The organism is Variovorax sp. P1_H12_2, from assembly GCF_056405335.1.
Window position 1 is genome coordinate 1 of the sequence record NZ_JBFUCI010000130.1, and the last position, 14,521, is coordinate 14,521.

The window sequence follows — 14,521 nt, forward strand, 5'->3', positions numbered from 1 at the left end:
TGTGGGTGTATCGGCTGGGCCTTGCCAAGGCCAAGCACTATGCACTCACGGGCCGTTCGCTGTCGGGCAAGGAGGCCGAGGAAGTCGGGCTCATCAACTTCTCCTATCCGATCGAGGAGCTGGACGCGAAGGTCTGGGAGTACGTGAACGAGTTGGCCAACATTCCCGTGACCCAGCTTGCGGCCATGAAGTACATCACCAACCATGTCTACGACCGCATGGGCGTGCAGGAGTCTTCCCTCATTGGCCCGGTCTTCGACATCGTCATGCGCAATACCCGCGAAGCGGCGGAGTTTGTCCAGGTGGCCGAGGAGAAGGGCGTGGGCGCGGCAGTCGCAATGCGCGACGGTCCTTTCAAGGACTACAGCCAGGGTGGGCCCGAGGTGAAGCCCGACATCTACAAGTAGGCACCGTGGCGGCGGTCTCCGCCGCCACATGCATCGACGCAGCATCAGCAGGAACCAAAGGCATGCAGATCATCATCAGTGGATTGGCCGTGGGTTGTGTGTACGGTTTGATCGCCCTGGGCTTTGTACTGATCTACAAGGCGACCGAAACCGTCAATTTCGCCCAGGGCGAGCTGATGATGATCGGTGCGTACTTTGCCTACACGATGGCCGAGCTGTGGCATTGGCCCCTCGTCGTCAGCGGGCTGGTCGCGGTGATGGGGACGGCCCTCCTGGGGGCTGCCGTCGAGCGCTTCATCCTGCGGCCCATCGAGGGGGAGTCCACCATCTCCGTGGTCATGGTCACACTGGCGATCGGCATGATCGCGCGTGGCCTGGCCTCGGCCGTGCCCGGCTGGGGCACCGACACCCACCACTTGCGTGTCCCCTATCAGGGCGAGTTGGTAGATCTGTTGCGATCGCGGATTTCCATCGAGCACATTGTCATCGTGTGTTCGACGGCAACCTTGTGCATCGCGCTGTTCTACTTCTTCCGCACCGCCAAGCTCGGCCTGGCCATGCGGGCGACTTCGCAAAACCAATTGGCGGCGTACTACATCGGCATCCCGGTATCGAAGACCAACGCCAAGGTGTGGGCGCTGAGCGGGGGGCTTGCCGCGGTAGCCGGGATACTGATGGCGCCAATCACCTTCGTCCATATCAACATGGGCAGCGTGGGCGTCATGGCGATTCCCGCGGCTGTGATCGGCGGATTCGGGAGCATTCCTGGCGCAGTCGCGGGCGGCTTGATTCTGGGTCTGTGCGAGTCGCTGGCGGGGCTCTATCTGCCCRAAGGATTCAAGGACGCGGCGCCCCATGTCCTGGTCCTGCTGGTGCTGATGCTGCGGCCCGCAGGTCTGTTTTCAGCCCAGATTCGGAAGAAGGTCTAGCCGTGCATTACGACTTCAAGAAGAACTATCGCATCGATATCCGCCTGCTCAAGCGTGGCGACCAGGTGTTCTGGTACGGCCTGCTGCTCGTGGGAATGCTGTTCGCACCCATGGTCTTGCCGAGCTATGCCGTCGCGCAACTGACCTTCATCCTCATCTACAGCCTGATCGGCATCGGCCTCGTCGTGCTGACGGGCGTGACGGGCCTGGTCTCGCTGGGCCATGCGGCCTTTGTCGCAGCGGGCGCCTATGCGCAGGCCGTGCTTCTGGCGCGGGGTGTGCCTCTGCTGCTTTCGCTGGCGCTCTCGGGTGGGATTGCCGCCGTGCTGGGCCTGGTGATCGGATTTCCGGCACTGCGCTTGCGAGGCCTCTACCTGGYCATCGCCACGTTCTCGTTCGGATTCATTGTCGAGATCCTGATCTCCCATTGGGAGACCGTGACGGGCGGCAGCAGCGGCCTGGCCGTGCCCAATGCGACGCTGGGGGGCGTTGCGATCACCGGCGCAGCTTTCTACTACCTGTGCCTCGCGGTCCTCGTTCTTTGCATGCTGGTGGTCCTCAATGTGTTGCGCAGCCCCACTGGCCGTGCGCTCAAGGCGATACGGGATTCGGAAGTCTCGGCGCAGTCGATGGGCGTGAACGTCGCACTGTTCAAGACTTTCGCCTTCGCCCTCTCGGCGCTGATGGCGGGACTGGGAGGCGCGCTGTATGCCCACATGATGACCTATCTCAGCCCGGAGCAGTTCGGCCTGAGTCTGTCGATCGAACTGTTGATGATGGTGGTGATCGGCGGCGTGGTGTGGATGCAGGGCGCGGTTCTTGGCGCAGCCTTCGTGATCGCATTGCCTCAGGCCATTGCGATCCTCAAGGATCACCTCCCGGCTTTCGTCGCTCAGCAGACCGGCCTGCAGCCGATCGTATTCGGACTGGTGATCCTGTTCTTCGTCCTGGTCGAGCCCAAAGGCCTGTACGGACGATGGCTCAAGCTTCGCACCTACCTGGAGCTGTTCCCGCTTTGCCCGGCCTCCGTGTTCACGCGCGAACGCCACTTTCTGCGCACGGAGCGTCTGCAATGACCTTGCTTCGCGCGGAGCACCTGAAGGTGCAGTTCGGGGGACTGGTGGCGGTGAAGGACGTGAGCTTCAGTGTGGAGCCGGCCCAGATCTTCTGCATCATCGGCCCCAACGGCGCCGGCAAGACCACCTTGTTCAACCTGTTCAGCAGGATCTACGCCCCCACTGCCGGTCGCATGTTCATCGACGGCGTCGACTTCACCGCGGTGCCGGCGCACCGCGTCGCCCGGCTGGGCATTGCCAGGACCTTCCAGAACCTCGAACTGTTCGATCACGCGAGCGTGCTCGAGAACCTGCTGGTCGGCAGGCATCGATTCCGGCAGCGTGGCTTCCTTGCCGAATCATGGTTCGGCAAGGCCATGTGGGAGGTCGAGCTGGAGAGTCGCCGAGCGGTGGAGGAGGTGATCGATTTTCTGGACCTGCATCGCTACCGCGACACCCAGGTCGGCGCCTTGCCGTACGGCGTGCGCAAGGTGATCGAGCTCGGCCGCGCGCTGTGCAGCCAGCCAAGGCTGCTGCTGCTGGACGAGCCCTCGTCGGGGCTGAACGCCGAGGAAAGCGAAGACATCGGCTACTGGATCCTTGATATCAAGCGCCGCTTCGGCATCACGGTACTCATGATCGAACACGACATGAGCCTGGTGAGTCAGGTATCCGATCGTGTCCTGGCATTGAACGAAGGCAGCGTGATGGCCGAGGGCAGTGTGCAGGAAGTGCAGTCGCACCCGCTGGTGATCGAAGCCTACCTGGGAGTCCAGTCGTGAGCGCTACCCCCATGCTCGCCTTGCGCAACATCGAAGCGGCCTATGGGCCGGTCACCGCGATCCGGGGCGTGTCGCTCGAAGTGCCGCAAGGCGTGATCGTCGCCCTGCTCGGTGCCAATGGCGCCGGAAAGACATCGATACTGAAGTCCATCTCCGGTGTCCTGAAGCCCACGAAGGGAAGCATCCAGGTGGCCGGCGAGCGTGTCGATGGCTTGTCGCCGGAACGGATCGTCCACGCCGGCGTCGCGCACGCGCCCGAGGGGCGCGAGGTATTTCCCTTGCTCACGGTCCACGAGAACCTTCGACTGGGTGCCTATATCCGGTCGGATGCCGACGTCGGCGCGGACATCGAGTCCGCGTACGGCTACTTTCCGGAGCTGCGTCAACGTGCCGGGCATCTGGCGGGCCAGCTTTCCGGGGGGCAGCAGCAGATGCTGGCGATCGCCCGCTCCCTGCTGATCCGGCCGCGGCTCCTGCTGCTCGACGAGCCCAGCCTGGGTCTTTCGCCACGGTTGACGGAAGAGATCTTCTCCATCATCACGCGTATCAACCGCGAACACGGAACGACAATCCTCCTGGTCGAGCAGAACGCCCGGATCGCATTGCGAACCGCCAGCTATGCCTACGTCATGGAGGTGGGCCGCATCGTGCTGGAGGGGACGAGCGAGATGCTGGGAAACCACCCTGACGTCAAGGAGTACTACCTCGGGATCAAGGCCGATGGTGTGCGCGGCGAGCAACGCTGGAAGCGGCGCAAGACCTGGAACTGACGACATGAACAATCTCAACACCCCGACGTCAGGGCAGGACGAGACCATCGCCGGCCTGTTTCACCAATGGGTCGAACGGCGTGCGAACGAAGTCGTCTTTCGGCAGAAGGTCCTGGGCATCTGGGAAGAGAGCACCTGGGCCGATCTGGGCCAGGCCGTCTGCCATGTGGCGATGGGCCTCATGCATCTCGGCTTCGAGCTTGGCGAGACCGCCGCCGTGCTGTCCAACACCCGGCGCGAATGGGCATTCGCAGACCTCGGGATCCTGACCGCGGGAGGTGTCAGCACGGGCGTCTACCCGACGGACTCCTCCGAGCAGGTGGAATACCTGCTGCAGGACTGCGGTGCGGTCCATGTCTTCGTCGAGAACGACGAGCAACTGGACAAGGTCTTGTCCGTGCGAGATCGCCTGCCTGGCCTGCGCCGCATCGTCGTCTTCGATACCGAGCACCTGAGCGAATTCGCGGATCCGATGGTGATGGAATGGGAACAGTTCATCCGGTTGGGCCGCGATGCCGCCGCGCAGAGGCCGGACGACTGGACCCGGCGTTCGCAGCAGACACATGCCTCGGACACCGCGATCGTGGTCTATACCTCCGGAACGACCGGACGGCCCAAGGGCGCGATGCTGACCCACCGCAACGTGTTGTTTGCGATGGACGCCATCGCAAGCAAGGTGTTGAAGCAACATGCGGGCGACGAACGCATGGGCTATCTGCCGCTGTGCCATGTCGCCGAGCGCATTGGGGGACTGATGGCCTCGTTGCTGTCCGGCACCGTCGTGAACTTCGTCGAGAACCCCGACGCCGTGGCGGAGAACATCAGGGAGATCCAGCCGACGATGATCYTCGGTGTGCCGCGCACCTGGGAGAAGTTCTACTCCGCGATCCAGATTCGCTTGAGCGAAGCCACGCCATTCCAGCGGCGTGCCTATGGCTGGGCGATCCGGCTGGGCGCGCGGATGGCGGCGCATCGCCTGTCACACAGCAGCGCCCCCCTGTGGCTGCGCATCGCTCACGGCGTCATGAGCCGGGCGGTGCTGCGGAATATCCGGCTTGCGATCGGTTTGCAGCGTTGTCGCGTGCTCTGTTCCGCCGCCGCGCCGATCTCGGTCCGCTTGCTGGAGTGGTACAGCGCCCTGGGGATCGAAGTGATCGAGCTCTATGGGCAGACGGAATGCAGCGGCATCCTGACCGCGAACCCCTTGGGCGCCGCCAGGCTGGGCACCGTGGGCACGGTGATTCCCGGCTGCGAGATCCGGCTGTCGGAACACGGCGAGATACTGGCTCGGGGCCCCAACGTTTTTGCGGGCTATCTGAACCAGGCCGAGGCCACGCAGGCAGCGCTGTCGAATGGATGGCTGCACACGGGCGACGTCGGCGAGCTGGACGCCGATGGCTATCTGCGCATCAAGGACCGCCTGAAGGACATCATCATTACCGCGGGTGGAAAGAACATCACGCCATCGGAGATCGAGAACGAATTGAAGTTCTCACCCTACATCTCCGACGCGGTCGTGATCGGCGACCGGCGACCCTACCTCGTGTGCCTGGTCATGATCGACCACGAGAACATCGAGAAATACGCGCAGGCCCAAGGCATCGCATTCTCGGACTATGCGAGCCTTTGCCGCACGCCCGAGATTCACGCGCTGATCCAGAGCGTGATCACCGAGGTCAATGGCCGATTCGCTCGCGTCGAGCAGATCAAGAAGTTCAAGTTGATCGATCGCAAGCTCGGTGTCGAGGACGAAGAGCTCACCCCGACGATGAAGCTCAAGCGAAAGCTCGTCAATCAGAAGTACCTGCCTCTGATCGAGACGATGTACGGCAGGGGTCTGGCTGAGGCGATCTAGCACCGGGCCCGAGTCAACGCCAATCCCTACGTCAATAACCAAGAAGGAGACTTTTCATGAAGCTGTTCGTCAGAATGAATTGGATGCCGATCGCGCTGGCTGCCGTGATGATGCTGCCGGGTGCTGGCCAGGCCGGGGGCGTGACCGACGCCGAGATCGTGGTCGGCTCGATCCAGGACCTCTCGGGGCCCGTGGCCATGTTGGGGGAACACTTTCGCCATGGCATGCAGATGCGTTTCGACGAGGTCAATGCCGCGGGCGGCGTGAACGGCCGCAAGGTCCGGCTGATCGTCGAGGACTCGGGCTGGGATACCAAGAAAGGCGTGCTCGCCGCGCGCAAGCTGCTCGACAAGGACGACGTGTTCGCGCTGATCAATACGCTCGGCTCCTCGATTGCCGTGGCCACGATTCCGATGGCGCTCGAGAAGAACGTGCCGAGCCTCTTTCCGGCCGCCCCCGTGCCGGTCACCTACGAGCCACTCAGCCCTTACAAGTTCTCGATCGACATGCCCTACGAGGGGCAGGTCGTGATTGGCGTTCGCTACCTTGTCAAGGCCGGCAACTACAAGAACGTGGGCGTCATCTACCAGGACGACGACTTCGGCAAGGACGTGATCGCGGGCCTGACTTCGATCACGAAGGAACTGGGTCTTCCGCTCTGCGAGAAAGTCTCGTTCCGCCGTGGATCGACCGACTTTTCTTCACAGGTGGCTCGAGTCAAGAATGCTGGCTGCGACCTGATCGTGATCGGTGGCTCCACCCGGGAAACCATCGGCATCATGAGCGAGGCGCGCAAGCTGGACTGGAAGCCCGGCTTCATGGTCACGGCTTCGGCGTATTCCGCGACCCTGCACCAGTTGGGCGGCGCGGTGGTGGATGGTCTCTACGCGACGGTGAACTTTCCACATCCGTATGCGGAAGGCGCGACGCCTCAGCTGGCAGCCTGGATCAAGTCCTACAAGGAACGATTCAATGCCGACCCTTCGCCGTTTTCGACCATCGGCTACCTGAAGGCGGATCTGTTCGTACGCGCTGCCGAGAAGGCCGGAAAGAACCTCACGGCCGACTCGCTGGGCAAGGTGCTGGACACCTTCAGCTACACCGGCGGCGATTTGTTCGGCGTTCCGACCATCCAGTTCAAGCCGAACGATCATCTGGGCTTGCGCGATGTCCGCATCGCACAGGTGCGGGATGGCCGCTGGAAGATGATCTCGGAAGCCCAGAAGTAGCTCGGCGCTCAAGCGCATCGGATCTCAAGTGAAGGATTCCATGAGCGACGATCGATCGAACACCGCTGGCAGCTGGGAGCGCAAGCTGAGGGAGGCGCTGCCTGACGCCAATATCCCGACGCTGTTGATGATGCTGCTTCACCTCACGGGGGACATGCAATGGCTGTCGGAGCGCTTCCGTTGCGCCCGGGCGCCGGGTCTTGATGAACTGGACTCGGGCGGCCTCGATGAAGCCACACGCAGCGAGATCCGCGCCGCGGCGGCGAAGGCCATCCTGGCCTGGAAAGGCGGAGCCGCCCCGGTGCTGCCAGCGCCGGACGAGGATCTGCTGACGCAGATGATGCGGCAGAGTACCGGAGAAAGGATTCCCGACGGCTACGGGGCCATCGTCGCTGCCGGCCTCGGTCTGGACAAGGCCTTCGCCCTCGACCAGCCTGACGCTGTCGATGTGCCATCGGACTTCCTGGTCGTGATCATCGGCGCCGGCATTGCCGGCCTGTGCGCGGCGATCCGGCTGCAGCGCGCGGGCATCCGCTACGTCGTCATCGAGAAGAACTCCAACCTGGGCGGGACCTGGCACGAGAACCGCTATCCGGGATGTGGCGTCGACACACCGAGCCACATCTACTCCTTCTCGTTTGCCAACAACGACTGGAGCATGCATTTCGCGCTCCAGCATGAAATCCAGGCCTACCTGGAACGGGTCGCCCGCGAGCATGGTGTCTTGAACAGCATCCGTTTCGGCACCAAGGTGCAGAGCGCTCGCTACGACGAAGCGTCCGCGCGCTGGCAAGTCACGATGGAAGAGGGCGACCAGACCGAACAGCTGCAAGCCAACGTGCTGATCGGCGCGGTCGGCTATCTGAACACGCCGAAACTGCCGCCCATCAAGGGCCTGAGTGATTTCAAGGGGCCATGCTTCCACACCGCGCGCTGGCCGGAAGGCGTCGACCTTGCGGGCAAACGGGTCGCGGTGATCGGCAACGGTGCTACGGCGATGCAGATCGTCCCGGCCATCGCGCCGCAGGTCGGCGCACTGACCGTCTTCCAGCGTTCGAAGCAGTGGGCGGCGCCATTCGAGAAATTCCGGATGCCCATCGGCGCCGGCAAACGATTTCTTCTGGCCGAGCTTCCTTTTTACCAGCAGTGGTACAGGCAACGACTGGCGTGGATCTTCAATGACCGCGTTCATTCCTCGCTTCAGGTGGATCCGTCCTGGCCCCATCAGGATCGTGCGATCAACGCACAAAACGACAAGCACCGCGAATACTTCACCGAGTACGTCAAGGCCGAACTCGGGCCGCGGCAGGATCTGCTGGCCCGCGTACTGCCCGACTACCCGCCGTTCGGAAAGCGCATGCTGCTGGACAACGGGTGGTATCGGACACTGCGGCGCGACAACGTGCACCTGGTGACCGACGGCGCCGCCGAAGTCGAGGGCGACACCGTCGTGTCGACGGCCGGCGAGCGTTTTCCCGTCGATATCCTGGTGATCGCGACGGGCTTCGACGCCGTCAACATGCTCGCCTCGTTCGAACTCTATGGAAAGAACGGGTTGTCGATCCGTGACGCGTGGGCCCGCCGTGGTCCCGAGGCCTACATGGGCATGACGGTCCCCGAGTTTCCCAACTTCTTCGTGCTCTCCGGGCCGAATACCGGGCTGGGCCATGGAGGCAGCGTGGTGGCCGCGATCGAGACGCAGGTGAACTACATCCTGGGAATCATCCAGAAAGCCATCGCGCGGTATGGCGCCGACTTCGAGATCATGGTGAAACCGGATCTCTGCCTGGCGTTCAACGAGCGCGTGCAGGCGGCGCACGACCGGATGATCTGGAGCCACAAGGGAATGAGCACCTGGTACCGCAATGCCCAAGGGCGGGTGGTCCTGACCACACCGTTTCGCAACGACGACTCCTGGCACATGGCCCGTCGCATCGATCTCGACGATTTCGTCGGCAGGTCTGGCGCCGGCCCGGTGCCGTGAACTGTCGCTGTTGGCGACCCCGGGCGCGCCGGAGCCGCGAGCACCGTGTGCCAGCCGGATCCCGGCGATCAAGCCGGGAAACGCGCACCGCTCAGAACGAGGGATCGATGGGCGTGGCCATCGGACAGTGGCCTTCGATCACTTCCGCGGCCTCCAGCACCAGGTCTTCGCGGAAGCGCGCGGCGATCAGCTGGACCCCGGTCGGCAATCCTTGCTCGACGCCGGTCGGGACGGAGATCGCGGGCAGGCCCAGCAACGGCACTGCGAAGGACGGCGCCTGTGTACGGACGATCTCGTTGAACACCTCCTCGGTCGAGACGTCCGCGCCCTGTCGGAAGGGTGGGGCCAGCGAGACGGGGCACAGCACGAGCGGGTACTGCGCCAGGAAGGCGTTCMACTTGCGCACCCATGCCGCGCGCCGCGCCAGTGCGTCCATGTACTCGTCGGGCGTAGGGCGCCGGGGATTCTCCATGTGCCAGAGAACGGCCTTCTTGATGCCCGCATCGCCGTGGGCGTGGACACCCTCCAGCATGAATCGCGGTGCTTCGGCGCGCGACAGCACATGCCAGTCTTCAGCGATGGCCGCCATGTCGGGCGGATCGACCGCTTCCACCGCATACCCTGCCGCCGCCAGGGCGCGCGCGGCCTTGTGCAGCGCGGCCTCGACATGAGGATGAACGCCGGTGCCACTGGGATCCACCGACAGGGCGACGCGAAGAGGCCCCGGTGGCCTTGCGCCTTGCAACGGCGCATTGACCCACCACGGGTCGCGCAGGTCCGCCTTCGACATGACCTCCAGCGCCAGGCGCACGTCGGCGACACGGCGCGCAAGCGGCCCCTGGACCGACATCCATTGCATCGACAGGGAGCGCTCGACCTTGGCGGACGGGTTGAATGCGGGCACGCGGCCGAAGCTGGGGCGCAGGCCCACGATGCCCGTGCAGTAGGCGGGGTAGCGAATGGACCCCGCCAGATCGTTGCCATGCGCGATGGGCGTGATGCCGGCCGCCACGCTCGCGGACGCGCCGCCGCTCGAGCCACCCGGCGTGTGGTCGAGCGACCAGGGATTCAGGGTGTTGCCATGCAGGTCGTTGTCCGTGGCCCAGCGCGCCGAGAATGCCGGCGTGTTGGTACGACCCACGAACACGGCGCCCGCGGAACGCAGGTTGGCGACCACGGGGCTGTCGTCGGTCGCGATGTTGTCCGCGAACGCCACGACGCCGTTGCTGTTGGCCTGGCCCTTCTGGTCGACGTTGATCTTGATGCTGACGGGCACGCCATGCAGGGGTCCGACGTCGTCGCCGCGCGCCACGGCAGCGTCCGCGGCGTCCGCGTCGGCCATCGCCTGCTTGCCGAGGTCGACCACGACGGCGTTGAGCCGGGGGTTGACCGCCGCCATTCTCGACAGGCTCGCCTGCACCGCATCGCGGCTCGAGATCGTGCCGCTGCGAATGCCGCGAGCGATGTCGACGGCGTCCCATTTCCAGATGTCTGAAGGAAGATTTTTCATGATTCTCTTTGTGGATCAGTGGTTGAACTGTGTTGGATCGATGGGCGTCGGCACTCCGCAGACCTGCTCGATCACGTGCGCCGCGTCCAGCACCATGTCTTCCCGGAAGCGCCGGCCGATGATCTGCACACCCATCGGGACACCGTCGACCACGCCCGTGGGGACCGAGATCGAGGGCAGGCCGAGGAATGCGGTGGCGAAGAGGAAGGTGTGCGAGCGGTAGAGTCTGTCCACCGTCTGGTCGCTCTCGATGTCCACGCCATAAGGCAAGGCCGGCTCCATGGCGACCGGACAGAGGACCAGGGGATGCGATTCCATGAACAACTGCCAGTTTCGCAGCAGTGTCGCCCGCGAAGCCGCAACCTGCATCAGGGCCCGGGTGTCGAGGTGGGGGGTGCGGTTCATCATCAGCTCGAAAGCGCGCACGCTGTTCGCATCGCCGAGCGCTCTCACCTGCGGCGCCAGGGACATTCTCGATTCACCCTGGGCGAAGTCGTTCCAGGCCCGGGCCGACGCGGCGACATCGGGCGGATCGCAGCGCTCGACGAGGTAGCCGGCGCTGGCCAGAATCGATGCGGCCTTGAGCACGTGGTCCCGCACGCTGTCATGCACGCCGACAGCCGCCGGGTCGATGCTCACGGCCACGCAAGGCTTCGGGCACTCGGGCATCTCGATCGGCAACGGCACATGCCACGGGTCGCGAGGGTCCGGTGCCACCATCGCCCGCAGGGCCAGCCGCGAATCCGCGACGGTCCGCGTGATCGCGCCTTGCACCGAGACCCATTGCAGCGAGAGCTGGCGCTCGCCCGAGGCGGTTCCGTTGAACGCGGGCACGCGGCCGAACGAAGGCCTCAAACCCACGGTGCCGGTGCAGTAGGCGGGATAGCGCAGCGACCCGCCACCGTCGTTGCCGTGGCCGATCGCGCACATGCCCGTGGCCACCGCCACCGAGGCGCCTCCGCTCGATCCGCCCGGCGTCGCCTCCGGATTCCAGGGATTCAGCGTTCGCCCGTGCAGGTCGTTCTCGGTGTACCAGCGCATCGAGAACGCCGGCGTGTTGGTGCGCCCGAGAATCACGGCCCCCGCCTGCCGGAGATTGGCGACGACCGGACTGTCCGACGCCGCGACCTGGTCCGCCAGCGCGACGACGCCGTTGGTGGTGGGAAGTCCCGCCTGGTCGACGTTGATCTTGGTGGTGATCGGGACGCCATGGAGCAGCCCCAGCGGTTCTCCGGCGGCGACCGCGCGGTCGGCCGCGTCCGCGGCAGCCAAGGCCGCCTCGGCTTGCAGCGAAACGACGGCGTTCACGCCAGGATTGATCCGGTCGATCCGCTCGAGACACGAGCGCACCGCCTCGCGGCTGCTGATGTCTTTCGCACGAATGCGCTCGGCCACGTCGGTGGCCGACCAGCGCCAGATGTCTTCTTTCATGGATTCGAGGGCGCCGGATGAAGGTGCCGATGGGGAGGGTTGCAGTTCAGACGCTCAGGTAGTGCTCGTAGACGGCGCGCTCGGCGCCGAAGGCCTGCCGGTGGATCTCGTGGACGATCGCCCCTTGCTCGAGGATGTAGTGGCGGTCCGCCAGGTCCATGCAGAAGCTCAGGTTCTGCTCGACGAGCAGGACCGGCACGCCCGCATCGCGGACCCTTCGCACCACCTGGCGCAACTCGTCGACGATGACCGGGGCGAGTCCCTCCGTCGGCTCGTCGAGCAGCAGGACCCGGGGGTTGTTCAGCAGCGCACGCGCAATCGCCAGCATCTGCTGCTCGCCCCCCGAGAGTTCGGCGCCTCCGTTGCGTTGCCGTTCGGACAGCCGGGGGAACATGCCGAAGATGTCGGCAAGATGCCACTTCGAGCCGGGACGCTCGGCGATCTGAAGGTTCTCCAGGACCGAGAGGGTCTTGAAGATGCCGCGATGCTCCGGCACCAGGCTGATGCCGCGTTGCGCGATCTGGTAGGCGGGAAGCTGCAGGATCGACTCGGTGCCCAGCACGATGCTTCCCTTCGAGCCGCGCATCAGGCCGGCGATGGACGCCAGCGTGGTGGTCTTGCCCGCGCCGTTTCGGCCCAGCAGTCCGACGATCTCGCCGTCGCCGACGTGCAGGTCGACGCCCTGGAGGATGTGGCTCTTGCCGTAGTACGCGTGAAGTTGACTGACTTTCAGCATGACGCTTGGCTCCCCAGGTACGCGCTCTTGACCTCCGGATGACCCGCGACGGCGTGTGGCTCGCCGGACACCAGGACCGAACCGCGGTGCAGCACCGTGACGTCGCGGCTGATCGACATGACGAGCTTGATGTTGTGCTCGATCAGGATGACCGTGCGCGTCTTGCCCAGGCGGGAAATCAGCGCGGTCATCTCCTGCAGGTCGTCCACGCCCATGCCGGAGGTCGGCTCGTCCAGCAGAAGCACACGCGGGTCCGCCGCGAGGGCCATCGCGATCTCCAGCCGGCGCTGCAATCCGTGCGGCAGATTGGCCGCGGCGCGGTCGGCATGCGGGTGGAGTCCCAGCTCCTCCAGCAAGACCATGGCCTCCTCGCCAAGCGCGGCCTGAATCCGGCGCGAGGGCAGGGGATTGAACGAGGACTTGCCCCGCATGGCCTGGATGCACAGCCGGACGTTCTCGACGACGGACAACTCGGGGAAGATGTTGGTCACCTGGAAGGACCGCGCCAGGCCCCGCCGCACCCGTCGCTGCGGACTCATGGCCACGATGTCCAGGCCGCCCAGCAGGATTTCGCCCTGGCTTGGCTTGCGAAGGCCCGTGATGCAGTTGAAGAGCGAAGTCTTGCCCGCGCCATTGGGACCGATGAAGGCATGCACGCCTCCAGGGGCGATGCTGAAGTTCACATCGGTCAGCGCCTGGAAGGCGCCGAAATTCAGGCTCAGGTTCTTGACTTCGAGCGTGGCCGCGTTCATTGGAAAGCCTTCTTGTCTTGGCCGCCGCGCACGCGCCGCGCCAGTGCTTCGAGCAATCCCCACAGGCCCGACTGCATCCACACGCCGATGAAGATGAGCGCCAGCCCGAGCAGCAGAAGCCATCGTTCCCAGAGACCGACAAGGAAGTGGCTCAGGAGTTCGTACGCGACGCCGCCGAGCACGCCGCCCATCAGGGAACCGGTGCCTCCGATCAACGTCACCAGGACCAGGTGATTGACCATGGCGAAGTCGATGTTGCTGAGCGGAACGAATCTCAGGAACATGGCGTACAACGCACCGGCGACGCCGGTGGCGGCCGCCGACATGACGATCGCGCCCACCTTGAACCAGTAGACGTTGTAGCCCGCGGCGATCGCGCGATCTTCGTTTTCCCGGATGGCTGCGAGCACGGAGCCGAAAGGAGAGCGACTGACGCCGTGCAAGGCGGCATAGGTCACCACCAGGCACGCGACACAGAAGCCGTAGAAGGCAGCCGGCGTTTCCAGCGGCGTCAGCTCGAAGCCGCCGATCATGAGCGCGCCGCGGGGCACCGAGGCCAGTCCGTTGTCGCCGCCGGTCAGGTCCGACCAGGCATAGGCGATGAAGAATGCCAACTGCCCCAGCGCGAGGGTCATCATGATGAAGTAGACGCCGCGTCGCCGCGTGGCGATGCAGCCGACCAGCAAGCCCGCGAAGGCTGCGACGGCCACGCCCGCCGCAAGCATGCCCAGCGCGCCCGCATGCAGGTGCAAGCCGGCCAGCCCGGCCGCATAGGAACCGGCGCCGAAGAACGCCGCCTGCGCGAACGAGAGCAGGCCCACCTTGCCAAGCAGGAAGGTGCCGCCGAGCGCGGCGACGGCCATGACCACGCATTGCGTCGCGGTCGCGAGGCTGGGCATCGCCACCGCCAGGCCGCCGGCCAGCGCCAGGATCGCGAGGAGGTGGAGGGGAAGCCGCTGGTCGCGCATCATGCCCGCCCCATCAGTCCGCGCGGCCGCAGAAGAATGATCAAGGCCATGAGGATGTAGCCGGACATGCTGGCGCCCTCCGACCAGAACGTGCTCACGAGGCTMTGCACCAC

General features: G+C 64.9%; 13 protein-coding genes. 8 read left to right on the forward strand and 5 right to left on the reverse strand.

Annotation, left to right across the window (positions count from 1 at the left end; translation table 11 throughout):
• The 8 genes from AC1D2K_RS15135 to AC1D2K_RS15170 form a co-directional block, all read left to right on the forward strand.
• On the forward strand, positions 1–407 hold a 407-nt coding region (locus tag AC1D2K_RS15135), incomplete at its 5' end, for an enoyl-CoA hydratase-related protein (protein WP_478089653.1).
• A 62-nt stretch (positions 408–469) separates the two neighbouring features.
• Positions 470–1,336 (forward strand): branched-chain amino acid ABC transporter permease, encoded by an 867-nt coding sequence (locus AC1D2K_RS15140; RefSeq protein ID WP_478089654.1) that lies wholly within the window; start codon positions 470–472, stop codon positions 1,334–1,336.
• A gap of 2 nt (positions 1,337–1,338) precedes the next feature.
• Positions 1,339–2,412: a branched-chain amino acid ABC transporter permease gene (locus AC1D2K_RS15145; protein ID WP_478089655.1), complete on the forward strand. Its 1,074-nt coding sequence runs from the start codon at positions 1,339–1,341 to the stop codon at positions 2,410–2,412.
• Positions 2,409–3,173: an ABC transporter ATP-binding protein gene (locus AC1D2K_RS15150; protein WP_478089656.1), complete on the forward strand. Its 765-nt coding sequence runs from the start codon at positions 2,409–2,411 to the stop codon at positions 3,171–3,173. The genes AC1D2K_RS15145 and AC1D2K_RS15150 overlap by 4 nt, the downstream gene beginning before the upstream one ends.
• 11 nt (positions 3,174–3,184) lie before the next feature.
• The gene (locus tag AC1D2K_RS15155) at positions 3,185–3,943 is read left to right on the forward strand and encodes an ABC transporter ATP-binding protein (protein WP_478089665.1); all 759 of its coding nucleotides are present in this window, start codon (positions 3,185–3,187) and stop codon (positions 3,941–3,943) included.
• A 4-nt stretch (positions 3,944–3,947) separates the two neighbouring features.
• Positions 3,948–5,798: an AMP-dependent synthetase/ligase gene (locus tag AC1D2K_RS15160; RefSeq protein WP_478089657.1), complete on the forward strand. Its 1,851-nt coding sequence runs from the start codon at positions 3,948–3,950 to the stop codon at positions 5,796–5,798.
• A gap of 56 nt (positions 5,799–5,854) precedes the next feature.
• Positions 5,855–7,027: an ABC transporter substrate-binding protein gene (locus tag AC1D2K_RS15165; RefSeq protein ID WP_478089658.1), complete on the forward strand. Its 1,173-nt coding sequence runs from the start codon at positions 5,855–5,857 to the stop codon at positions 7,025–7,027.
• 40 nt (positions 7,028–7,067) lie between these two features.
• Entirely contained in the window at positions 7,068–9,011 is a 1,944-nt protein-coding gene (locus tag AC1D2K_RS15170; protein WP_478089659.1) for a flavin-containing monooxygenase, read from the forward strand.
• A 91-nt stretch (positions 9,012–9,102) separates the two neighbouring features.
• On the opposite strand, the gene AC1D2K_RS15175 is transcribed toward AC1D2K_RS15170, so the two are convergent.
• The 5 genes from AC1D2K_RS15175 to AC1D2K_RS15195 are packed head-to-tail and all read right to left on the reverse strand — an operon-like array spanning position 9,103 to position 14,411.
• A complete protein-coding gene (locus tag AC1D2K_RS15175) occupies positions 9,103–10,521 on the reverse strand; it encodes an amidase (RefSeq protein WP_478089660.1) in 1,419 nt (472 codons plus the stop codon).
• A 15-nt stretch (positions 10,522–10,536) separates the two neighbouring features.
• Entirely contained in the window at positions 10,537–11,952 is a 1,416-nt protein-coding gene (locus tag AC1D2K_RS15180) for an amidase family protein (RefSeq protein ID WP_478089661.1), read from the reverse strand.
• Between the two features lie 46 nt (positions 11,953–11,998).
• Positions 11,999–12,688: an ABC transporter ATP-binding protein gene (locus AC1D2K_RS15185; protein ID WP_478089662.1), complete on the reverse strand. Its 690-nt coding sequence runs from the start codon at positions 12,686–12,688 to the stop codon at positions 11,999–12,001.
• Complete coding sequence (locus tag AC1D2K_RS15190; protein ID WP_478089663.1) at positions 12,682–13,440, reverse strand: ABC transporter ATP-binding protein; 759 nt, start codon at positions 13,438–13,440, stop codon at positions 12,682–12,684. The genes AC1D2K_RS15185 and AC1D2K_RS15190 overlap by 7 nt, the downstream gene beginning before the upstream one ends.
• Positions 13,437–14,411, reverse strand: a complete 975-nt coding sequence (locus AC1D2K_RS15195; protein WP_478089664.1) for a branched-chain amino acid ABC transporter permease — start codon at positions 14,409–14,411, stop codon at positions 13,437–13,439. Before AC1D2K_RS15195 ends, AC1D2K_RS15190 begins: the two co-directional genes overlap by 4 nt.
• Between the last annotated feature and the right edge of the window lie 110 nt (positions 14,412–14,521).